Source organism: Acidobacteriota bacterium, assembly GCA_016196065.1.
Classification (GTDB): domain Bacteria; phylum Acidobacteriota; class Terriglobia; order Terriglobales; family Acidobacteriaceae; genus Acidiflorens.
In genome coordinates, this window is the sequence record JACPYL010000008.1 from 358,405 (window position 1) to 380,920 (window position 22,516).

The window sequence follows — 22,516 nt, forward strand, 5'->3', positions numbered from 1 at the left end:
TCAGGCGCTGGCGACTTGCCGTTTTTGCTGAAAGCATTCCCGGCAAAGTACGGGCCGCCCTTGGGTCGGACGAAACGGAACCGTCGTCTCCTTACCGCATTGGGAGCAACTGGTACGAGTCTCGGTCTTCATGTAGGGCTGGCCATGGACGGCGCCCAATACCGCGACCCGTTTCCCCTTACAGTTTTTGCAGCGCTTGGGTTCGTTCTTGAACTGCTTGTCGTAGAAGAACAGCTGTTCGCCTGCCGTGAACACGAAGTCCGCACTACAATCGACGCACTTCAACATCTTGTCCTGGAATTCCATGCGAAGAGGCACTCCATTCCCCTTCCCTGCCATTGGACGCCAGAGCCGAAGGGGAATGTATTCGGTTCACGACGCGTGGCAGGGGATTTTTGGTCCTCCCCCTCAATCTGCTGCTTGAAACCCCGGACTCGGCCCGCCATGCGAAGTGCTTCGCATGGTTACAAATAGAATGCCTGGACTGCGGAATGAAAAATTGAGGATCGGGGAATGGGCCGTCACGCTAGACGCGACGGCCCGGATACTCAATCTGCTTCTTTGCGCGCTTTCTTACGGCTGCGCTTTCGTGCGAGTGCTTCCTTTACGCGTTTTTTTTCGCCGGGCTTCAGGTAAAAAGAGTGACGTTTTACTTCCTTGATGATGTCCTCTTGCTGTACCTTTCGCTTGAATCGGCGAAGCGCGTTCTCGAGGGACTCGCCCTCCTGTAATCTGACTTCAGCCAAACGGACTACACCCCCCTACCCGTCCTGAATAAGGACCAAACCAGTTATGGCAAGCCTATGGTACCGGAGTCAAGCGGAATGTACAAAACTTTTGCCTACATTCAAAACAGCAATTTCAATCCCATCTGTACCATCCGCGGCGCATACGCACTGTTGGCCTTCAGGAAATTCGTAGGCTGCTGATAGTAGGCAGGATAGGTGAGACCGCCGTTCGGCGCCCGGCCCAATGAAACAAACTGCCCCGCGGAGTTCACAAAGCCGTCTTCGCTCAAGTTGTATCGTTGATTGTCACGGTTGAAGAGATTAAACGACTCCGCGGAGAATTCGAGCCGCACCGGCTCCGTGATGTGAACGATGCGTGTGAGACGAAGATCCGTGGTGGCGTAATCGGGGCCGAGAAATGAATTTCGCCCATAGCGTGCAAGGCGGTCATTGCTGGAATTGGCGTCGCGATTGGGATCTCCGGTAACGCGCGCATCGGTGGGCCGGCCGCTACCAAAACTCAGCACTCCGGCAATTTTCCAGTCATTGAAGATTTTGGACAGGACCTCCTGTCCTCGTCCGAATGGGCGAGGCTCCGCGATCCACGACACCGACAGGCGGTTCCGTTGGTCCGTAACACTTGGACCGCGCTCGTTGCTGGTCGAGAAAGAATTCTGCACGGTCACGGGACGGCCGGCGACGAGCGCATCCTGGCCATCGTCAATCGCATGCGCCCAGGTGTAAGCCAGGCGGAAATAGAAACCCTTCGTCATCCGGCGACGCAATGACACGGTCATGCCGTGGTAAATGCTGGTCGCGACGCTCTCGAATTGATTGATTGCGCTCAACTGCGTGATGGGCCGCACAACATCATTGATGCAAGGCGGAAACGGACAACTGAAACTCTGTTGCGTCTGCCAGGTACCGAATGACTCCACCGGGTAGAAAGAGTCGGTAAATGTGCCGCCGGTCGAGTCATAAATGGGATAGCTGTATTCGGTTGGTGGCGGCAAATTCACATCGCGCGCGCGAATCAGATTTTCTCCATGGACGTACAAGTACGAAACGCCGACCGCAAACCGGTCCGCGAACTCGCGTTCGATGCTCAGACTTCCCTGCTGCACTTTAGGAGTGATGAAGTCCGGCGCAAACGTGGAAAGATCGCTGGTCAGGAATGGCTTCAGCGAATCCGGCGGTGTGCAGGCCACCGGTCCACGATTGCACGTCACCATCGCATTCGGATACGTGGGAAAGATTTGATGCTGCGTGGTGTCGGCGTTGTCGAGAAACAGAAAAGTTCCGGTCATTCCGTCGTTATTGATGACGGCGGATTCGTAGAGTTGAGGCAAGCGTGTGTAGAAGATTCCAAAACCGCCGCGCACCACCAGGGGCTTCTGACTGCCGATGGAATAGGCAAACCCGACGCGGGGCGAGAAATTGTTCTTGTCGGAAGGCATTTTGCCGGAACCTGCCCACAGTGGGTTCGCGACGAGATCTTTGCTGCTGAAGGTTTGCAGGTCATAACGCACGCCCAGGCTCACCGCTAACCGCCCGGTCAGGCGAATCGTGTCCTGCAGGAATGCGGAGTAGTCGTTGCTGTCGGGATGCGACACAGGATTCCCGAAGTTCTGCAGGTAGTAGCGTGGCACGCCATGCGCCCAGGCTCGAAGAGGTGTGATTCGCAGGCCTCCGTGTTCGGGCACAAAGGTGAACGGATCCACGCTGACATCGTCATAGAGATATTCCCCGCCATAGAGAGAAGGAAAATAGTTGTAGTCGCGCGTGAACATCACGTCGCCGCCGAATTTCCAGTCGTGCCGCCCGCCCGTCAGGCTAAGAGTCTCCGCGAGATGCAGCCGATGCTCTCGCGTTTGGCGGGGCAGGATCGAAGACTGGCCGAAAGCCTCGATCACGTTATAGATGCGCGTGCGCACATCCTGCGAGTTAGAGAACGATTCCTGCAGATCGCGTGAGAACTGTGCGCGCAGGTGGCTGGTGAGTCGTGGTCCGAGTCCGCTGAGCAGCGCCAGCGATGCGCTCTCCGTCTTAACGTCTTCTTCCCCGTTCGAACTCATCGCGAAGTTAGTGATCGGGCTGGCGGGATCGAAGAACACGTTGTTCGATCCGTAATACCGCGACGTATTCACGCGCGCCGTGAGAAAGTGCTTCGGGCTCAGCGAATAATCCAGCTTGATGAAGCCGCTGTTGCCGAGCATCTGTGCGGGAAAAATCCCGCCCAGGCTGGATAGCCTGGCGGCTGCAGCAAACACCAGAACATGGTCACAGGCCTGCCCGCCAATCTGCGGATCACAGTCCTCGTAATCGCCATCGTGGAGCGGTTCTTCGCCTTTTTTCGGAATTACCGCGGTGTTGCCGTCGGCAAATTGCACCACTGCTGGATTGTTGAAGATGTGCTGATCGTATCCTGCAAAGAAGAAAACTTTGTTGCGCTTGATCGGACCGCCGAATGTCCCGCCAAACTGGTGCTGTCGCCCGCTTGGATTGAATCCCACAAACGCCGGAGCAGCTCCGAACGCGTTATCTCGCAAGAGATAGAACCCGGTGCCATGCCAGTGGTTGGAACCGGACTTCGTCACGACATTGACCACCGCTCCGCCCGCGCGTCCCAATTCTGCGCCGTACGTGTTGGAACTGACGCGAAATTCCTTCACCACTTCGTTCGAGAATTGATACGGTGCGCGATATCGTCCCCGAGCCTGCGCGAAGAAACCATTGTTGTTGTCGGCGCCGTCGAGCAGATAGCTGGATTGATAGCCGCGAATCCCTCCGAAGGCAAGATCGCCATTCGAACTGGAAGTCAGGCCGCGTGGGTCGGTGGTGACTCCCGGTGCCAGCAAAGAAAGATCGGTATAACGTCGCCCCGGCAACGGCAAATCCCCGATTGCGCGTTCGTCGACCAGAGCGGAAACCGCGCTCGGCTGTGTCTCCACCAGTGGAGGCGCGTCGGACACGGTCAGTGATTCCTTGGCGCCAGCCACCGCCAGTTGGAACGATAGAGAGGTCGCCGCCCCGATCTCAACTCGGATGATGGGCGAGTTTTGGGGAAGCATCCCCTCGGCTTCGGCGCGAGCCGAGTATTCCCCGGGTGGAAGCAGATCGAGTTTGAAGCGGCCTTCGGCGTCCGTTGCGCCGTGGTAGCGGATGCCGGTATCCACGCGGATGGCAACGATGTCCGCTGCAGTGACGGCTGCGCCTTGCGCGTCCAGCACGGTTCCACGCAATGCCCCAGTGGAAGCGTCCTGTGCGAGCAGGGAGCTACCGAAGAGGATCAGGGTGAGTAAACAGGAAAAGATCGATCGATCAGGAGCCTGCCGGCAGTCGCCAACCATGGAATTCCTCCAACGTCCGGAACCTCGGAACGGGAGGAAATTTGGGGAGACCTTTCAGGTTGTAGCACGGCGTTCGCGGCGAAGATGTGATCTTTGAACACTGCCAATGTTCGGTTTCGGCAATTCCGTCACGGCGTCTCGAAGAAGAATGCGGTGAGGGCGAGACGCCCCCACCACTGGAGACTAAGCTACTTGGCCGGCGCTGGCGCTGGCACAGCCTGCGGAGCGGGTTTGCCGAAATCCACTTTAGGAGTCTGGCGCGATGCTTCCGAGGCCTGGAAGTAGGCGGTGTTCTCTTTGTATCCGGCATAGCCGGCAAACAGGTTGTTGGGGAATTTCAGCAGGTAGGTATTGTAGTCCTGGATCGAATCGTTGTAGCGCTTCCGTTCGACGGCAATGCGGTTTTCGGTCCCCGCTAGTTCATCCTGCAAACGTAGGAAGTTCTCGTTCGACTTCAACTGCGGATAGTTCTCCACGACCAGCAGCAGTCGCCCGATCGCGCCGTCCAGTTGCTGGTTAGCGGCAATTTTCTCGCTGGGTGATCCAGCGGAGAGTAAGCCTGCGCGCGCTTTCGCAATGTCGCCGAATACAGTGACCTCCTGCTGGGCATAGCCTTTCACGGTCTCAACCAGATTCGGAATCAGGTCAGCACGCCGTTGCAACACGATGTCGACCTGCGACCAGGCAGCTTTCACTGCTTGGTCCTTGGTGACGAGCGTGTTGCGCACGCCCACGTATTGCATGAAGAAAAAGCCGACGACCAGCGCCAGCACGATGAGTACGATGATGCCTTTGCTCATAATTTCTCTCCTGAACTTACAAATTCTCTAACTTGCATTCTGCGGCCAACTGCAGATCCCTCGCTTCGCTCGGGATGACAGTTCATTAGGAGTCCTCAATTGGCCAACTGCCACTGCAGGCCCGCGTCTAGGCGGCGGAATCCAGCATTTTATCCACTGCCGATGTCACGTGCTCAATTTCCTTCAAATACCGCGCAAACAGGTGATTGACGTTCACTGCCTTCGGGTCGCTCTTATGCTCGCGAACGTCGAGTATCTGCAGGAATGCCGAGGAATCAAATCCGATTTTCGCCGCCAGATTCTGAACTGCTTCCCTCTTCGATGAAGTTGCCGGCTCCCCGATTTCCAGCAAAGCATGCCGAAATAGAGTCGCGAAGGCGGGAAGAGAATGCAGAAGCAGCTCCCACATTCTGGCTTCATTTCCCCCCGCCGAAAGCAGCCCTTGGCGCAGCAGGATCACTTTCTCGCGCAGTTCATACTCGAGTTGCACACGATGAAAGCGGGTCGGAATCACGAGCGTACGTAAGACGTCCTCTCCCCACAGAACGCGGTAGCTGGTCTGCATGTCGAGTAGCTCAATGGAAAAAACGTCAGCCGAGCGTCGCAGTTCATCCATCCCCATCAGAAGCGGAGTGCGATTCTTCTCTTTCGTCCAGGATTCCATTGCAGTCGCCATCTTCCGCAGATGCTCGAACGAGGTTTCGTGCAGCACGCACAACAGGTTCGTGTCCGAAGAATCGGGCACGTAGTCGCTCCCCGCAGCAGATCCATACAGGATGACCGAGACGAGGTTCGTACCCGCCGCGTCGCGCAACTGACTCACGAAATTGATGATTTTCTCCGGCATCATTTCATTTCTCCTGGACGTCGAACGGTTCTACCAGCTGCCGCCCGCCCCGCCACCACCGGTGCTGCCGCCCCCGAATCCGCCAAAACCTCCGCCTCCACCGCCAAAGCCGCCACCGCCCCAGCTGCTGCCCCCGCCCCAACTGCTTCCGCCCGAACCTCCGCCGCGGCTGTTCAAGCTATTGAACAAAATGCTCCAGAGCAGGCCCGACATAAAACCGGAACCAGCACCGCCCCCGCGGCCACCGCCGCCACGCTTGGAGAATGCGCGCAGGATCAGCAGGACGACCACGATCAAAGCGACCATGGCGACAATCCCCATGGGCCCGCTTGGCGAGGAAAGAGGTTCCCGCTGCTCAGGAACTTCCGCGCCTTCGAGCGTGATACCGGCATCCTGGGCGATGACGTTCGCCACGCGCAGTGTCATCAGCGACACCGCGCCAGCGTAGTCACTACTGCGAAGAAGAGGCACGGCTTCGCGTCCGAACCCGCCCACTTTTCCGTCAGGAAGAATTGGCTCCAGTCCGTAGCCGACTGTGGTCCAGTATTTGTGGTCTTGTACGGCGAGCAGGATCAGGACGCCGCGATCGCTCCCCTTCTTCCCAATTCCCCACTTCTGATAGAGCGCGACCGCGTACGCGGTGATGTCCTCGCCATCGGTAGACTTCACGGTCACAACGGCGATCTGCGCCTTCGCCTTCTCGTCGATCTGCTTAGCGACGTTGTTGAGGGTCGCCTGGGTCGAGGCATCGAGCACACCAGCGAAATCATTGACGTAGTTGGTGGGACGAAGATCGGAGACGGGCTCAGCTGCGATCGACAGTACGGTCGCTAGCACGAAGAGCACAACGCACGAGAATCGTTGCAGCCGCATCAAGGATAAATTCTACAGGAATCGAACCGACTGGTTCGGGGACGTCGCAGGGGCGCATCCGTGCCGATTCAACACTGCCGATCCCTCGCTCCGCTCGGGATGACAGTATCGATGATTGCAGTCCTACTCCAGCTAGTGTGACACTTCCCGCGCCGCCGCCAGCACTTCTGGGACGACTGCATCGATATCCGAATCTTTCGTCAGATGATTCACGATGCATGCTCGCAGACAGAACTTCCCTTCCAACGTGGCATTCGACAGGTACACCTTACCGCGCCGCACGATTCGTTTCATCAATGACAAGTTGAAGCGATCGCGCTCGGCGTCGGAAGCGGTCGGGCGAACCAGATGACGAAAACACACTGCACTCAACTCTCCGACCGCGACGATTTCGAGGTCCGGCGACTCTCGCACGTTTTCAGCAAGCCGCTGCGCATGATGAATATCCTGCTGGATCGCTTTGCGAAAGGCCTCCAGCCCGTGATATCGCAACGAGAGCCACAGCTTCAAAGCGCGGCATCGACGCGAGAGTTCGATCGACTCTTCGAAAAATGCAAAGCCTTCCACCGGATCGGTGCTGAGCTGTTTTGCGTAGTCCCCGGTGTACGCGAAGGTCTGGCGAGCCATCGCGAGATCGCGATAAAGCAGGCATCCGCAATCCAGAGGCTGATAGAGCCATTTGTGCGGATCCAGCGATATCGAATCGGCCTGCGCCAGGCCTTTGAATTTCTCCGGGATAGCAATTGCCGCCAGCGCGCCATACGCTCCATCGACATGAAGCCACGCGCCGTGGGCGTGGGCGATCTCGGCAATTTCTTCGAGCGGATCGATTGCACCTGTATTTACCGTGCCCGCCGAAGCAACCACCGCAATCGGCGTGACGCCTTCGGCTTTGCCTTGCCGCAAAGCCTGATCGAGTTGCGACGGAATCATTCGATACGAGGCATCGCATGGAATCATGCGCAGATTCTTGCGCCCGAGCCCGATCATAGCCACAGCTTTCGGAACGGCCATGTGGACTTGTTCGGATGCGTAGATCACACTCTGCGGCGTATCGCGCAAGCCGCGTTCGTTGGCAAAGACGGCAGCCTCGCGCGCCATGGTCAGCCCCATCAGGTTGGCCGCGGAACCGCCGCCGGTCAGGGTTCCGACGAAGCCGGGACAGCCCACAGCCTCTGCCAGCCACTTCACCACCGTGCGTTCAATCGTGACGCCCGACGGCGAGGAGCGCCACGCCGTCATGTTCTGATTCAGGATCGAGGCCAGCAGATCGCCCAGGGCTGCAACGGGCTCTCCCGGTCCTTGTACATATCCAAAGAAGCGCCCGTTTTGCGCGCGCGAATGAGCAACCACAGACTGCAGGGCAGCCAGTGCGTCGGCGCCCATCCCCTTCTGCGGCAGATCGGTGGAAAAAAGTCGCTCGACTTCAGCGCCACTGGTCAAAGGGAAAACAGGCTTTGCGTCGAGGGTTGAAAGGAAGTCCGCGGACAGGTCGGTGATGGTCGCTGCTAACCGCCGAAATTCTTCTGCAGAAAGATCAAGAGGGTCCATGCTGCATGAATTTAATCACACGACGGCCATCCAGAGATGCGGTAAGCGAGTTGTGCGCCTAGCGCAAATTGTCCAGCATCGTGATCTGCCGTTCTGCGGCGTCGTTGATGACGACTTTCTTGCCGTCGGCTGTGGCACCCATCCAATGCGGCGCGCTGTGCAGAGAGACCAGTTCGTGCATGGTTGCACGAATCGGATCGTAGAGGCTCAAATGAGTCTTGCCGTCCGGTAAATCCGCTACCAGGAGAATGCCATCCTTGGTTACCGTCCAACTGGACCAGGTTCTCGGCCTGACCAGCGGTGACAACGCGGACTCGTCGCCTCCCTTCACTGCAATCTTCCATATCTCCGGATACTGACCAGCGGATTTCGAGTAATACAGATTGCCATCCGCCGACTCGAGCGCGGCAAAACCGCCTTGGGTGGTCACTTGTGTTTCCGTACCACCGGCAACCGAGACCTTCCACACCTGCCAGTCATCCGTGCGATCGGAGGCGTAGTAGACGTATTTTCCGTCGCGCGAGAAGCTGGGAACGCGCCCTTCGGCGATCGGATGCGCGCTCTCCGGGTGGTTGATCGGCACAATAGAAGACGCGAGTCGTTCCTTCATCGGGCGCGTCAAAAGCGATGCTTTGACCATCGGGCGACCAGCGCGGAGTACCTGCACTGTTGGTTCGGCTGATCTGCATGGGATTCGATCCGTCGGCATTGCTTAACCAGATCTGCCAGGGGCCAGACCGGTTCGACATGAAAGCAATTCGTGTTCCGTCCGGCGAGAATTGGGGTGCGGCATTACCAGCATTGCCGGGCACAATGGTTCGGAAATCTGCTGTTTGCAAAAGCGCGTGGGGCTCAGGCTGAAAGAGTGACTCCTCGGGTGCCGCACTCTTCTTCGGCGAGAAAAGTCCCTTCTGTTCTTGCGCCAGTTTCTCCTGTTCTGTCTGCAGCTCTTCTTGCGTTGTGAATTTCGGCTGCTCGGACCGGGGCTGTTCCTTCACCGCGTCGCAACATTGCGGATCGGGCTGCCGGAACATATCGGTGAGCGCAATTCCAATCACGCTGCCGACGATCAAAGCCAATGAGGCCGTGACCATGATCGGCCACCGGCGCGGCTTCCCAATGGCGACCGCAGACGTAACCCACTCTGGGACAAGCTGTTTCGTCGCTATAGGCTGGACCGAGGAATCCAAGTGCTCGACAAGTTCGAGCGCGACCGGCGGGCTAGATAGAACTGCAGGGACCGTAGATTCCACTGTGCCGATGAACCGGTATCCGCGACGAGGCAGCGTCTCAATGTAGCGTGGCAGGTCCGCGGAATCGTTGAGAACATCCCGCAACTTGTTGATTGCGGCATTCAGCCCGTGAGTCGAATCCACGAAGTGGCCTTCCGGCCAAAGGCGGCGTTGCAGGTCCTCGCGGGTCACCAGCTGCCCGGGACTGGCCACCAGCATTTCCAGTATCTGAAAGGGTTGACGGCCAAGTTTCAGCTTCGTTTCACCATTCCAGAGTTCCTGGGTGTGAAAATCGGCTTCGTAGGCCCCGAATCGAACGCGATGAGCGGATCCGTCATTGTTCATAGAAACCCAATCCTGAGTGCCCTCGGGACCGTCCAAGGCGATGTTCCCGCCTGGGCGCACGTCGGCACACTTCCTCTACCGTGGTTTTAGATACGACTCCAGCCGGCAAAAGGTTCCATGGTAGGACGAACGGCCGGTTGCAGGGTTAGCAGGCCGAATTGTGACCTGACCGCTCGCGCCCGGAGTTGCTACTACTTCCCCTGCGCCATGTACTTCTCCACCTGCACTTGCAGCAGTTCCAGTGGCAGAGAACCGTCGCGCAAAATCACATCGTGAAAGTCACGGACATCGAACTTCGGCCCGAGCTGCTGCTCGGCTTTGTGCCGTAGTTCCATGATCTTGAGCTGCCCCAGTTTGTAGGAGAGGGCCTGCCCCGGCCAACTGATGTATCGGTCCACTTCAGACTGTGCCTGGGTTGGCGCGTGGGAGCGGAGATAATCCTGCGCCTGCTCGCGAGTCCATCCCATGGAATGGATGCCGGTGTCGATTACCAGTCGCGCGGCACGGAAACGCTCGCTGGCCAGTTGTCCAAAACGGTTGTAAGGATCGCGATACACGCCCAACTGCGATCCCAGCGACTCTGCGTAGAGTGCCCATCCTTCTCCGTAGGCACTGTTGCCGTAGAACTTCCTAAACTCGGGTAGCCCTTGCTGCGAGCGGGCTAGCGAGTTCTGGAACACGTGTCCGGGGACCGCTTCGTGCAGCACCAAAGCTTCCTTGTCATAGCGGACCTGTTTCTCAGGCTGATAGGCGCGCAGGTTGAACCATCCGGGAGAACTGCCATCGGGCGCCGGCGCTTGTGCGTTCGAAGCAGTTGCCTGTTCGCGATCTTCAGGGATGGCGCGAATTCCATAGAGCAGCATCGGAATGTGCTTGAACTGGTTGGGAAGCTCGGGCTCGATGATCTTGGCCGCGTTCCGGCAGTAGGCGAGCATTTCATCTTTGGAGTGGAATTTCTGAGCAGGATCGTCGGCCAGCTTCACTTCTAGTTCGCTGACTGAGCCATTGAATCCCGTCTGCCGTGCGATCGCGAGCATCTCACCTTCAATGCGGCTGACTTCCGCTTCGCCGATCTTGTGGATTTCCTCCGGCGTCATGCTCGTGGTCGTCAAGCGCCGGATCAGAATCGCGTAGTCCTCCTTGCCGTCCTTGAGGCTGGTAACGCCGATCTGCGGCCGCACGTGTGCCGCGTAGGTGGTCTGCATGAAGTCGAGGTACTTCCGCCAAGCCGGACGAAAATCATTTTCAAACGCGTCGGTGGCTTGCTTGCGCAGGCGCGCCCGTTCAGCATCGGGGATATTCGTGGGCATCTTCTTGAGAAATTCCAGCAGCGGTGTAGCCGATGCGTCCTGCGCCACCTGTGCCTTGAGTTGATCGGTGACCAGGTCGGCGACGATCTTGGGTTGGGTAATTCCACGGTCAATCGCCTCGTTCAGGATCGCGATGTTCTGGTCCACGTAGGCCGGGACCGCGTGCAGCCGGGCAATGATGTTCTCGCAATCCTTGACGGTGAACGAAGGCATGCGGTCGATAACCAGGTAGACACGCGTGTGCGAGCCATACAACTGCCCAACGCGCAGCAGATAGGTTTCCAGATCGAGGGAATCGAGTTGCGCGCGCAGGTCGTAGCTCAGCAGGCGAACGCTCAGCGCGTCTTCATCAGAAAACCCCTTCGTGCCGAATTTCTGAACCTGGTCGAACGCTTGCTGGAGGTGAGCGCGCCGCTGATCGCGTCCCTGCTTCGAGAGATCGGACCAGCGGTTGTCGTATTCGTGACGCCCGACATTGGTAGCGAACTCCGGGTCATCGCGCAGGCGGTCCTCGAAATACTGCGTGAAGAATTTGGACAGGTCGGAGGAGGAAGTTTGGGCAACGGCCGCCGGTGCCAAGGCACAAACGCAACTCAGAACGAAAATTAGCAAGGCAACGCGGGATTTCACGGGAGCAAACATGGCTTTGCATTCTATACCGGCAGGAGAAACCTCTCCCTCTTTAAGAACCCCCATTGGAACTGTCATCCCAAGCGCAGCGAGGGATCTGCAGTCCGTCGCAAAATGCAGATCCCTCGCTGCGCTCGGGATGACAGCTGTGTAGAAGAGAACGGCGGTACTCCTGCCATCTGCCTTCTGCCTTCTGCAAGCGCCGCTCCCTTCGTGTTATTTTGACTATTCACACCATGATTCGCTCATTCAAAGGCATCACCCCCGAGTTTCCTTCGACGGCGTACATCGATGAATCCGCGCAACTGATCGGCGATGTCATCTGTGGCGAGCACTCCAGCGTCTGGATGGGTGCCGTGCTTCGTGGCGACGTGCATGAAATCCGTCTCGGACACTATTCCAACGTGCAGGACAACTCCGTTCTGCACGGGATGACCCAGCAATACGGCGTGTATGTCGGCGACTATGTCACCGTTGGCCACAATGTCGTGCTGCATGGCTGCAAAATTGAAGACCGTTGCCTGATCGGAATGGGATCGATCCTGCTGAATGGAGTCGTCGTAGGATCGGGGTCAATCATCGCTGCAGGCACTCTGCTACCTGAGAAGACCGTGGTCGAACCGAATTCGCTGTGGATGGGCTCTCCCGGAAAATTCCGCCGCAAACTCGACGAGAATGATCAGGCCATGATCCTGCGCTACGCCGAAAACTATATTGGATATAAAAAAGCGTACCTGCTGGAGAGGAAGTAGAAGCTAGCCATCAACAGTTGCTACTCAGCGTTCAGGCGTCACCACACAGTAGATTCCTATAAACTGTCATCCTGAGCGGTGCAGCCAAGGCGCAACGCGCACTGGCCGCGGAGTCGAAGGACCCCTACACGGCTTCCTTCATAGTTAAAAGTTGCAAGGCGTTCTCCCCGTTAGCGGCTATGAGCACGACGTAACGCCTGGATCGTCCGATCAAGGCGCGAACGACGAACAGCGAACGACGAGCGACCAACGACGACCGACCGTTAACAACATGATCAAAGCTCCCCGAGGAACGCGCGATCTGCTCCCGCCGGATACGGCGTTATGGAATTTCGTTGAGGCGGCCGTCCGCGATGTTTTCCGCGCCTACAACTTCCACGAAATCCGCACGCCCATATTCGAGAACACCGACTTATTTGCTCGCGGCGTCGGCGAAGAAACAGACATCGTCGCGAAAGAAATGTTCACATGGGAAGATCGTGGACGCGCTGAGAGCGATCGCGGACAGTCCCTTACGCTGCGTCCCGAAAACACTGCCGGCGTCGTCCGCGCCTACATTGAGCACAAACTCTGGGATCGCGGGATCAACAAGCTCTTCTACATCGGACCGCAGTTTCGCCGGGAACGTCCACAGAAGGGACGCTATCGCCAGTTCTACCAGATCGGCGCCGAGGTAATCGGGCCGTCAGTCAATGGCAGCGAGTCACCCGCTCGGGATGCGGAAATCCTTGAACTGCTCGCCACGTTGCTCGACCGTCTCGGCATTACAGGATGGACGCTCGAACTGAATTCCGTGGGATGTCCCTCGGACCGCGCGAAGTTCAACGAAGCCCTGCGCATCGCGCTGGAACCGGTCGCTGCCAGGATGTGCGCGGATTGCCAGCGCCGCGCCGTCACCAATCCGCTGCGCGTGTTCGACTGCAAAGTCCCGGAAGACCAGCCCATCATCGAAACCCTTCCGCGCATCTCGCAGTTTCTCGACGAAGGCTGCCGCAAGCACTTCGACGAAGTACAAGCGATTCTCAAATCCGTCGGCGTTCCATTCACTCTCAACGACCGCCTCGTCCGGGGGCTGGATTACTACACGCGCACTGCATTTGAGTTCACGCATGGCGCGCTCGGAGCGCAGAATGCCATCCTGGGTGGCGGCCGCTACGACGGATTATCGGAGGCCCTTGGTGGTCCAGCAGCGCCGGGCATCGGATTTGCCATTGGCGAAGACCGCCTCGTCATGTCGCTGGCGGAGTCGGCAGAATCGGTACTGCGTAAGCCGGACGTCTACATTGCTCCACTTGGCGCAGGGATGAACCGCGAAGCGGCGCGACTGGCGCGAGAGCTGCGCCGGCACGATCTAGTCGTCGATCTAGGAGACGATTCGTTTCGCCTGAAAAAATCTTTCGAAGCCGCTGACAAGATGGGAGCACGCTACATTCTGATCGTCGGCGAAAACGAAGTGAAGGCAGATGCCTTCAACTTGAAGCATCTCGCGTCCGGCGAGCAGGTTACCGTTCCCCGCGCGGACCTGGCGAAGAAGATCCTGGAGAACCGCTAGCACCACGTTGTCGATTTTCTCCGTGTCCTCCGTGACCTCTGTGGTTACGACTCTGATGTTCTAGCGGCGAAGAACGCACATTCACGGAGTAGAATCTTTGCGGAGGCAATCATGCGTATGTTCTCTTTGTTGTCCGCCGTGCTGATCAGTGCAACTCTGGCCTTTGCTCAAATTGCTCCGACCAAACCGATGGCGTCCTCGAAGGAACTCACTCCGTTCGAGCAGGAACTCATCAACAACCAGCACCAGTTCACGCAAGCGTTCACGGACAAGAATATCGTCTACGTGAATCAGTCGATCGCAGACGATTTCCGGGGCATCGGCACCAATGGCGATTTCTACGATAAAGAGGAACTCGCTGGTATCGCCCACTACGGGACATCGCCGGACGTCCGTGTTTACGAGATGCAAGTCGTGCGACTGGCCGACGACGCCGCAGTTGTCACCTACAACCTGATTATTCCTGGCGCGCATCCTCGCTACCGCCACATGAGCGACACGTGGGCTAAGGACGGCGGCAAGTGGAAGCTGAAATTTCAGCAATTGACTGCCAACCTCTGGAGTGCCACCGATTACGACTAGCTTCGATTGAAGCTGCCTAATGGGATCGCTGGTTTGTCTCCATAGACCAATCCTCAGGAAGAGGTACGTTATGAAGCATTTGTTGCTGGCAATGGCTGCGGCCATGCTGGTGTCTGCGGCATTTGCCCAGCAGGAAGCTGCGAAGCCCGACGCGGACCATCAGAAACTCAGCTACTTCCTCGGTAACTGGACCACGGAAGGCCACATGAAGCCGGGCCTGATGGGACGAGGCGGCAAGGTGACCATCACCGAGGACACCGTCTGGATGGATGGTGGCTTCTTTATCATCACGCACTCGACCGTCGATGCGGGATCGATGGGCACAAGCACCGAGATCGCCTTGATGGGCTACGATTCGGACGAAAAGGTCTACACCTACGACGAGTTCAGCAGCACCGGCGAAGTCACCCATGCCAAGGGCAAATTCGAAAATGACACCTGGACGTGGATGAACGACATGAAGATGGGCTCGCAGACCGTGAAAGGGCGCTATACCGTGAAGGTTCTGTCTCCGACGTCCTATACCTACAAGTTCGAAATGTCAGACGGCGAAAAATGGAATCTCGTGATGGACGGGAAAAGTGTAAAGAAATAACGTTTTCGGTACCCGGCACCTGGTAATCAGTATCAATGAGTAGGCTCGAATTCCAACTCTGGATACCTGGTACTGGGTGCTGATCTTCTATAATTATTGATTCGGCTCACCGCCGCATTCCTGCAGACAAGGCAAAATTGTGCTCGATTTTCTAGGCGATCTAAGGCGAACTCATATGTGCGGGGCTCTGCGCCTCGCCGACACAGGTAAAAAAGTAGTCCTCATGGGATGGATGAACCGGCGCCGCGATCTCGGGCAGATCATCTTTGTCGACTTGCGCGACCGCTCCGGAATTACCCAGGTCGTGTTCAATCACGAACTGAATGCCGCCGTCCACGATAAAGCCGAGGGTCTGCGTAACGAGTACGTCATCGCCGTACTGGGCACGGTCAAGAAGCGCGACGCCGACACCATCAACAAGAACATTCCCACCGGAGAAGTCGAACTGGTGGCGGAAGAACTGCGCGTGTTGAACGTCTCGAAGCCATTGCCCTTCCTGCCCAGCGATACGGTACTGGCCAACGAAGAGATGCGGCTGAAGTATCGCTACATCGATCTGCGCCGCGACGCCATGCAGTTCAATATCGAACTGCGTCATAAGGTGGCGCTCGCGATCCGTGACTATCTTTCGTCGCAAGGATTCTTTGAAATTGAAACGCCGTTCATGACGCGCTCTACGCCGGAAGGCGCGCGCGATTACCTCGTTCCCAGCCGCGTGCAGCCGGGGATGTTCTATGCGCTCCCGCAGTCTCCGCAACTATTCAAGCAGATCCTGATGATCTCGGGCTTCGACCGGTATTTTCAGATCGTGCGCTGCTTCCGCGACGAAGACTTGCGCGCCGACCGCCAGCCAGAGTTCACACAGATCGATCTGGAGATGTCGTATCCGCAACCGGAAAGTGTGTGGGGAGTGGTCGAAGGCTTTCTGACTTCGGCGTTCAAGGCCGCGGGGCATGACATCAAGACGCCTTTCGCGCGCATGGATTACGACGATGCTATCCGTCAATACGGCATCGACAAGCCTGACCTCCGCCTGCCTGCCTTCACCGACGTGAAAGATTGCTTCAGCGCCGCCGACCTGGAACAACTGGCGATCAATCCAGAGCTGCCGGTGATCGCAATTCGAACGCCGAACGTAGGCGAGTTATCGAGAAAAGAACGCGACGACATCAAGCCGATGTTCGTGTCCAAAGGCGGCGCACGCGTGTTCGAAGACTTCAAGCGGATCGAGACGAAGTTTCCGGAGGCAGGTGCGAAAGTCCGCGAGAAGGCTGGTGCTGCAGCCAACGACCTGCTCGTATTGGTAGTGGGATCGGCGCAATCCGGAGCCGACGGCCATCCTGCCGGGAAACGCAAAGTTACGCCCGCGGAACTGGCGATCTACGCTTCCGCGGGAATCCTGCGTGTAGCACTGGCGCAAAAATATGCCGATCGTCACGGCATCTTCAAGAAGACTGGCGACCCCGCGAAGGACTACCGCTTCCTGTGGGTCACGAACTTCCCCATGTTCGAGTACGACGAAGGCGACAAACGATGGATGGCAGCGCATCATCCGTTTACGTCGCCGCACGATGAAGACATGGACAAGCTCGAATCCGATCCGGCGATGGTGCGTGCGCTGGCCTATGACGTCGTGCTGAACGGCACCGAGTTGGGATCGGGATCGATCCGTATTCACCGCCAGGACGTGCAGAGCCGAATCTTCAGCGCTCTCGGCATGACGGAAGAAGAGGCGCGCTCGCGTTTCGGATTCTTCCTCGAAGCACTGGAGTACGGAACTCCTCCGCACGGCGGGATCGCTTTGGGGCTGGACAGGATTGTGATGATCCTCGCCGGGGCGGACAGCTTGCGCGAAGTGATTCCCTTCCCGAAGACTGCCGCTGCCAAGGACTTGATGGTGGAGGCGCCGACGCCGGTGGCGCTGGGGCAGCTGCGGGAGTTAGGGATACAAGTGAAGAAGTAGAGCGGCACAACCACTGAACTGCCCGACAGAAGCCGGGCCCTTCCCGCGGCTTCCAGAGGCCTCTAGAGCCTTCTGGGCGAGCACTCGCCTTGATCCTCTAGCCACTACGCGCCACTCTCTGTCAAACTACTCGCGGGCCACTCATCACTATCCGACGGATCTCATGGGAAAAATCCACGTCCTTTCCGAACGCGTTGCGAACCAGATTGCGGCTGGCGAGGTCGTGGAGCGTCCGGCGTCGGTGGTGAAGGAGTTGTTGGAAAACGCTTTGGACGCTGGATCGACGCGCATCCGCATCAACGTTGAAGCAGGCGGCAAAAAGGTGATCCAGATCATCGACAACGGATGCGGGATGGTGCGCGACGATGCGATGCTGGCGTTCGAGCGGCACGCGACTTCGAAAATCAAAGAGTCGGAAGACTTGCTGACAGTGGCCACGCTCGGATTTCGCGGGGAGGCGCTGCCTTCGATTGCGTCGGTCGCACGATTACATCTGGAGACTCGCGCCGCGGAAGAACCCGCGGGCACGGTGATTGAGATTAATGGCGGGAAGTTGATCCGGGTCGAAGAAGCCGGGCTGCCGCTGGGGACTTCCATCACGGTGCGCGATCTCTTCTTCAATACGCCCGCGCGCAAGAAATTCCTCAAGGCGGAATCGACGGAGTTGTCGCACATCGCGTCGCTCGTCACGCACTACGCGCTGGCACATCCGGAAAAACATTTCGAATTGCATTCGGCAACGAACGCGCTGCTCGTGGCTCCGCCGGTTGCTGGATATCGCGAGCGCGTGTACCAGGTGTTTGGGCAGGAAGTGCTGGATCAGCTCATTCCGCTGGCAGCGGTACAACCGCTGGCGCATGTGGGATTGCCACAGCCTCCGCCGTGGCGGCGTGATCCGGAAGTTGAGGCGGAGAAGGCTGACCCAGGAGAAGTCCATCTGCACGGGTTCGTGTCGAAGCCGGAAATTCAGAAACTCAATCGCAATTCGATTTTCATTTTCGTCAATGGGCGACTGATCCGCGACCGGTTGATCCAGCACGCGATCATCGAAGCGTATCGCAATATTCTTCCGCCGACGGTTTTCCCGGTGGTGCTGCTGTTTCTGGAAATGCCGACTGCCGAGGTCGACGTCAACGTTCATCCTTCGAAGATTGAGGTTCGCTTCCGGCAGCAGAGTGTCATGCACGATTTCGTGCGCGACTCGGCGAGGGAGGCGCTGATGAAGGCGCGTCCGGTGCCGCAATTTTTATCGGAGATTCATGCGCAACCGACAGCCGGGGCCGCGCTGACACCCGGTTCGCGCGGCGGCGATGGTGGACAGGCTGCTCCGTGGCGTGACCTTGCGCAGCCCGGCGGAACTGGATTCGCCCTGCAGGCGCAAGAACCTCCACCGACTACGGCTCGCCTGGAATTTGAAGGAGGCATTGCGGTCGAGGCGAATGCGGCCGTAGCACTGGGCCGCGCTCCCGACGTGACTGTCTTCGGCAACGTGCCTGATCACGGATGCGCTCCCCCGATCGAGCAGGAGGCCCACACTCCGCCGACGCTCGAATCCCTGCGAACGCTGAAGCCGCTTGGCCAGATTCGCAATTCGTTCATTCTTGCGGTCAATGAGGACGGATTGTGGATCATCGATCAGCATGTCGCCCATGAACGCGTCCTGTTTGAGAAAGTCCTGCAGCAACGAGCGGCGCAACGAGTAGAGAGTCAGAGGATGCTGCTGCCTTTGCTCATTGAATTGACGCCGGCGCAGCAAGCCATCTTCGGCGAGATCGCCGACGAACTCGCGCACAACGGATTCGAAGCGGAACCCTTCGGCACTCGCAGCGTCGCCGTCAAGGTAGCTCCCGCGGGCGTCGATGCTTCCCAGATCGAGCACATGCTGAACGAGATCTTCGACCAACTCCTGCGCGAGGATCAGGCCATCAACCTGGAAGCGGTTCGCACGCGAATTGCGGCGTCGATCGCATGTCATGCGGCCATTAAGGTCAACATGCCGCTGGAACAGAACAAGATGGAATGGCTGCTCGCCGAACTCGCCAAAACGCAGCATCCGATGACCTGCCCCCACGGGCGGCCGGTGGTGTTGCGCTATTCGATGGTGGATATTCAGAAGGCGTTCAAGAGGATCTAGCGGCAGGCCTTCGAGTCTCTTGACTCCTCTGAAGTCTCTCTAAAACTGTCATCCCGAGCGAAGCGAGGGATCTGCAGTCCGCTGGCAAGATGCAGATCCCTCGCTTCGCTCGGGATGACAGAATTATGAGGGACGCCGAAAGGCACGCTACGGTCTTCATGATTGGGGTCAACGCCAATGGCTAAGAGCTAGCAGCTAAGAGCTTGCTTCCTATGTTCTAATCAAGGTGATGACTGACGCGGAACTCCTGCAGGCACGAGCGGAAAAGTGGCATCTCGATGGGCATCCGATTCGGACTCTCGACGATGCGCGTTCGTTCCTTGAGGCGGTTGGATTCTGTTTGATGGTTCCGCTGCGTCCCGCGGTGCCGGTACCGACTTTCGTTGGAGCCTGGGTTGGTGCAGACGATCACCTTCCGACTTGGCAGCACGTGTTTGAGGATTCCCGCGCCCGAGAAGCGACCGAATTGATGGTGCGGGCGCTGCGCGACAAAGCGGCCTATGAGGCACCTCTGTTCGATGAGAACAATGCGTTCCTGGTGGCGGCTTCGGTCTTTCCTTATTTCTATGCCCTGGTCGGTGAGCGGAATCCCAAGCAACCTCCAAGAGGCACATCGAGTGGAGGATATTCGCCGCTGGCTTGCGACGCGTTCGAACTGATCCGGCGGCGCGGGCCGATCTCCAAAGCCAAGCTGGGCGAAATGTTGGGTGGATCATTATCAGTATCGGGACTCGACCGCGCTTTAGGAGAGCTCTGGGCGAAGCTGCGCATCACGCGGGTCGACTACACGGCAGAAGAAGGATCGGTGTGGGACGAACTCTCGCGCTGGGCGCCGGACGTGGTGCAGGAAGGCGTATCCCTTTCGGTTGCGGAAGCGCTCTCGGCGGTGATTTCTAAGTATCTCGGGTGCTTGGTTGCCGCAGATCAGGGCGAAGTGGAGGACTTCTTCTCCAATTTTGTCCCTCGGTCGCGCGTAAAAGAGTCGATCAACGCGTTGCTCTCGGCACGCGAGCTGACCTTTATCCACGTAGGCAAGCGATCGTTGTTGCAGGTTACTCCGGCCAAACAACCCTACGTGCCGCGGGTGCGACCGCAGCAGGTTGGAAGCTAGTTACCCTTCGGTTCATATTGGGTTTGTGCGGCGCTGTAGTCTTCCCATCCCCGCCCCGTGTAGAATCGCTTTCGCCCGATGACCGAGACTACTCCGCGCAAACTGATCATTGCTGTCGACGGCCCGGCCGGAGCCGGCAAGAGCACCATTGCTTCCCGCCTGGCTCGCAAACTTGGCTACGTCAACCTGGAGAGCGGGGCGATGTACCGCGCGCTCGCCCTCAAGGCAATCAAAGCCGACATTTCTTTTGATGATGAAGGGGCGCTGATAAAGCTGGCGCATGAGTCGCGGATCGCACTCGATCCGAGCATTGGCGGAAATCACGTGCTCCTCGACGGACGCGATGTTTCGGCGCGCATCCGGGAGCGGGATGTCACGGAAGGCGCCTCGCGGGTATCCGTTCATCCGGCGGTAAGGCACTGGATGGTGGAGCGGCAGCGCGAGATGGGGCTCAGTGGCGGCGTGGTGATGGAAGGCCGCGATATCGGCACCAAGGTTTTCCCGGACGCCGATGTAAAGATCTTTCTGGATGCCGATCCGGTCATTCGCGAAAAGCGACGGCTCGATCAACAACATGCTAAGGGACCCTCCGCGGAAACCATCGCGGCGGAACTCCGGGAACGCGACCTGCGGGACCGGACGCGGGCGGTATCACCTCTGGTCGCCGCGTACGATGCGGTCCGGATCGATTCCACGCATATGAGCGAAGATGAAGTGCTCGCAAAGATCGAAGCCCTGGTACATGAGAAGGGCGCAGCGGGCGGCAAATAACACGGGTATTCTTGCGCCGCTTTGCGTCCCAGGCTGCCCTTTACAAATCGCCGCACGACTACTTTTGGTGACCCGATTACACTCGGGCGTGGGTAGCGTCTAATCTGCGAGGTATCCATGTGATCCTGTTGCGCTCCTCTCTATTGCTCCTGTTGATCTCCGTTTCAACTGCTCAAACTCAACCTGCGAACGGGGACTGGCCGAGAGCTTCGCTTGCGGACAGTAGTCTCTCCGCAAGTAAACTGGCGGCGCTCGAGGTTGCGGTTCGGGCGGGAGAATTCAAGAAAATCGGCAGCGTCTTGATCGCCCGGCACGGCAAACTAACATATGAGACCTACTTCGATGGCGATGCGAATTCTCTCCGTGATACGCGCTCGGCGACGAAGAGCATTACGAATGCGCTGATTGGGATCGCGATCGGCGAAGGCAAGTTGAGCGGCACGGACGCGAAAATCTTCTCGCTCCTCCCAGACCGCGCACGCAAAGCGCAGAATCCCGATCCGCGCAAAGCTGCAATCACGGTAGAAGACTTCCTGACCATGAGTTCAGCACTCGAGTGCGACGACTGGAACGATGCCTCGCGTGGCAACGAAGAGCGGATGTATCTGGTGGAGGATTGGGCGCAATTCATCCTCGACCTGCCGATCCGCGGACGGATGCGGGTTGGCGAACACGAGGATCCTCCACCCTACGGCCGCAACTTCAGTTATTGCACCGGCGGCGTATTCACGCTAAGCGAAGTGCTGGGGAAAGTGACGGGCACTCGCACGGACCACTACGCCCAGCAGAAGTTGTTCGGGCCGCTCGGAATCACGAATGCGCAGTGGGTGTATTCACCAATGAACATCCCGCAGACAGGCGGCGGATTGCGCCTTAGCAGTGGCGACATGCTGAAAGTCGCGCAACTCTATCTCGACGGCGGCAGTTGGCACGGCACGCGCATCGTAAGCGAATCCTGGGTAAAGAGATCAACGCAGCCGCATGCGCGCATCGACGACACCACCGAATATGGGTATCTCTGGTGGCTTAAGACGTTGAAGTCTGGAGAGAAGCGCTATCCGGCGTTCTACATGGCGGGGAATGGTGGCAACAAGATTGTGGTGATTCCAGCGCTCGACATGGTGGTGGCGATCACCAGTACGAATTACAACACGAGGGGAATGCACGAACAGACGGATAAGATCCTCACGGACTACGTCATTGCTGCAGTCGAGAAATGAGTGGGGCGCACCGTCGATTCAGGATGTGTATCGATCAGGAACGCCCGCCTGACGAACGATGCATTTGTGGCCGGTCTGCCCGAATCGGTTCGTGTAGACTCGGAGCGAGGCACTCCAGTGACCATGGAAGAACCACCGGGCTGGCGCATTCTCCAGGATCGAGCGCGGAG

General features: G+C 58.0%; 19 protein-coding genes. 9 read left to right on the forward strand and 10 right to left on the reverse strand.

Annotated elements, in window-relative coordinates:
- The 10 genes from HY010_02615 to HY010_02660 form a co-directional block, all read right to left on the reverse strand.
- Complete coding sequence (locus HY010_02615; protein MBI3474598.1) at positions 1-306, reverse strand: zinc-ribbon domain containing protein; 306 nt, start codon at positions 304-306, stop codon at positions 1-3.
- Between the two features lie 242 nt (positions 307-548).
- Positions 549-746 carry a 30S ribosomal protein S21 gene (locus HY010_02620; protein ID MBI3474599.1) on the reverse strand — a complete coding sequence of 66 codons (198 nt, stop codon included), beginning with the start codon at positions 744-746 and terminating at the stop codon, positions 549-551.
- Between the two features lie 101 nt (positions 747-847).
- Complete coding sequence (locus HY010_02625) at positions 848-4,078, reverse strand: TonB-dependent receptor (GenBank protein ID MBI3474600.1); 3,231 nt, start codon at positions 4,076-4,078, stop codon at positions 848-850.
- Positions 4,079-4,266: 188 nt separating this feature from the next.
- Complete coding sequence (locus HY010_02630) at positions 4,267-4,878, reverse strand: LemA family protein (GenBank protein ID MBI3474601.1); 612 nt, start codon at positions 4,876-4,878, stop codon at positions 4,267-4,269.
- Positions 4,879-5,005: 127 nt separating this feature from the next.
- Positions 5,006-5,728 carry a hypothetical protein gene (locus HY010_02635; GenBank protein MBI3474602.1) on the reverse strand — a complete coding sequence of 241 codons (723 nt, stop codon included), beginning with the start codon at positions 5,726-5,728 and terminating at the stop codon, positions 5,006-5,008.
- Positions 5,729-5,755: 27 nt separating this feature from the next.
- Positions 5,756-6,598, reverse strand: a complete 843-nt coding sequence (locus HY010_02640) for a TPM domain-containing protein (GenBank protein MBI3474603.1) — start codon at positions 6,596-6,598, stop codon at positions 5,756-5,758.
- A gap of 132 nt (positions 6,599-6,730) precedes the next feature.
- Positions 6,731-8,149: an aminotransferase class V-fold PLP-dependent enzyme gene (locus tag HY010_02645; GenBank protein MBI3474604.1), complete on the reverse strand. Its 1,419-nt coding sequence runs from the start codon at positions 8,147-8,149 to the stop codon at positions 6,731-6,733.
- Between the two features lie 58 nt (positions 8,150-8,207).
- A complete protein-coding gene (locus HY010_02650) occupies positions 8,208-8,732 on the reverse strand; it encodes a PD40 domain-containing protein (GenBank protein MBI3474605.1) in 525 nt (174 codons plus the stop codon).
- Entirely contained in the window at positions 8,626-9,726 is a 1,101-nt protein-coding gene (locus HY010_02655) for a winged helix-turn-helix domain-containing protein (GenBank protein MBI3474606.1), read from the reverse strand. The genes HY010_02650 and HY010_02655 overlap by 107 nt, the downstream gene beginning before the upstream one ends.
- A gap of 191 nt (positions 9,727-9,917) precedes the next feature.
- A complete protein-coding gene (locus tag HY010_02660) occupies positions 9,918-11,678 on the reverse strand; it encodes a DUF885 domain-containing protein (GenBank protein ID MBI3474607.1) in 1,761 nt (586 codons plus the stop codon).
- A 224-nt stretch (positions 11,679-11,902) separates the two neighbouring features.
- On the opposite strand from HY010_02660, the gene HY010_02665 reads away from it, so the two are divergent.
- The 9 genes from HY010_02665 to HY010_02705 all read left to right on the forward strand — a co-directional run bounded on the left by HY010_02665 (position 11,903) and on the right by HY010_02705 (position 22,346).
- Complete coding sequence (locus tag HY010_02665; GenBank protein MBI3474608.1) at positions 11,903-12,418, forward strand: gamma carbonic anhydrase family protein; 516 nt, start codon at positions 11,903-11,905, stop codon at positions 12,416-12,418.
- Between the two features lie 271 nt (positions 12,419-12,689).
- Positions 12,690-13,970, forward strand: a complete 1,281-nt coding sequence (locus tag HY010_02670) for a histidine--tRNA ligase (protein MBI3474609.1) — start codon at positions 12,690-12,692, stop codon at positions 13,968-13,970.
- A gap of 111 nt (positions 13,971-14,081) precedes the next feature.
- The gene (locus HY010_02675; protein MBI3474610.1) at positions 14,082-14,552 is read left to right on the forward strand and encodes a nuclear transport factor 2 family protein; all 471 of its coding nucleotides are present in this window, start codon (positions 14,082-14,084) and stop codon (positions 14,550-14,552) included.
- Positions 14,553-14,622: 70 nt separating this feature from the next.
- The gene (locus tag HY010_02680; GenBank protein ID MBI3474611.1) at positions 14,623-15,147 is read left to right on the forward strand and encodes a DUF1579 family protein; all 525 of its coding nucleotides are present in this window, start codon (positions 14,623-14,625) and stop codon (positions 15,145-15,147) included.
- Positions 15,148-15,322: 175 nt separating this feature from the next.
- A complete protein-coding gene (gene aspS, locus HY010_02685; protein ID MBI3474612.1) occupies positions 15,323-17,110 on the forward strand; it encodes an aspartate--tRNA ligase in 1,788 nt (595 codons plus the stop codon).
- Positions 17,111-17,273: 163 nt separating this feature from the next.
- Positions 17,274-19,244 carry a DNA mismatch repair endonuclease MutL gene (mutL, locus tag HY010_02690; GenBank protein ID MBI3474613.1) on the forward strand — a complete coding sequence of 657 codons (1,971 nt, stop codon included), beginning with the start codon at positions 17,274-17,276 and terminating at the stop codon, positions 19,242-19,244.
- Between the two features lie 229 nt (positions 19,245-19,473).
- Positions 19,474-20,355 (forward strand): winged helix DNA-binding domain-containing protein, encoded by an 882-nt coding sequence (locus HY010_02695; protein ID MBI3474614.1) that lies wholly within the window; start codon positions 19,474-19,476, stop codon positions 20,353-20,355.
- Between the two features lie 78 nt (positions 20,356-20,433).
- Positions 20,434-21,126, forward strand: a complete 693-nt coding sequence (locus HY010_02700; protein ID MBI3474615.1) for a (d)CMP kinase — start codon at positions 20,434-20,436, stop codon at positions 21,124-21,126.
- Between the two features lie 242 nt (positions 21,127-21,368).
- The gene (locus tag HY010_02705) at positions 21,369-22,346 is read left to right on the forward strand and encodes a serine hydrolase (protein ID MBI3474616.1); all 978 of its coding nucleotides are present in this window, start codon (positions 21,369-21,371) and stop codon (positions 22,344-22,346) included.
- The last annotated feature ends 170 nt before the right edge of the window (positions 22,347-22,516 follow it).

Coding starts and splice junctions, on each gene's coding strand:
- HY010_02615 (MBI3474598.1), bottom strand. CDS start 306: ATGGAATTCCAGGACAAGATGTTGAAGTGCGTCGATTGTAGTGCGGAC.
- HY010_02625 (MBI3474600.1), bottom strand. CDS start 4,078: ATGGTTGGCGACTGCCGGCAGGCTCCTGATCGATCGATCTTTTCCTGT.
- HY010_02630 (MBI3474601.1), bottom strand. CDS start 4,878: ATGAGCAAAGGCATCATCGTACTCATCGTGCTGGCGCTGGTCGTCGGC.
- HY010_02635 (MBI3474602.1), bottom strand. CDS start 5,728: ATGATGCCGGAGAAAATCATCAATTTCGTGAGTCAGTTGCGCGACGCG.
- HY010_02640 (MBI3474603.1), bottom strand. CDS start 6,598: ATGCGGCTGCAACGATTCTCGTGCGTTGTGCTCTTCGTGCTAGCGACC.
- HY010_02645 (MBI3474604.1), bottom strand. CDS start 8,149: ATGGACCCTCTTGATCTTTCTGCAGAAGAATTTCGGCGGTTAGCAGCG.
- HY010_02655 (MBI3474606.1), bottom strand. CDS start 9,726: ATGAACAATGACGGATCCGCTCATCGCGTTCGATTCGGGGCCTACGAA.
- HY010_02660 (MBI3474607.1), bottom strand. CDS start 11,678: ATGTTTGCTCCCGTGAAATCCCGCGTTGCCTTGCTAATTTTCGTTCTG.
- HY010_02665 (MBI3474608.1), top strand. CDS start 11,903: ATGATTCGCTCATTCAAAGGCATCACCCCCGAGTTTCCTTCGACGGCG.
- HY010_02670 (MBI3474609.1), top strand. CDS start 12,690: ATGATCAAAGCTCCCCGAGGAACGCGCGATCTGCTCCCGCCGGATACG.
- HY010_02675 (MBI3474610.1), top strand. CDS start 14,082: ATGCGTATGTTCTCTTTGTTGTCCGCCGTGCTGATCAGTGCAACTCTG.
- HY010_02680 (MBI3474611.1), top strand. CDS start 14,623: ATGAAGCATTTGTTGCTGGCAATGGCTGCGGCCATGCTGGTGTCTGCG.
- aspS (MBI3474612.1), top strand. CDS start 15,323: ATGTGCGGGGCTCTGCGCCTCGCCGACACAGGTAAAAAAGTAGTCCTC.
- mutL (MBI3474613.1), top strand. CDS start 17,274: ATGGGAAAAATCCACGTCCTTTCCGAACGCGTTGCGAACCAGATTGCG.
- HY010_02695 (MBI3474614.1), top strand. CDS start 19,474: ATGACTGACGCGGAACTCCTGCAGGCACGAGCGGAAAAGTGGCATCTC.
- HY010_02700 (MBI3474615.1), top strand. CDS start 20,434: ATGACCGAGACTACTCCGCGCAAACTGATCATTGCTGTCGACGGCCCG.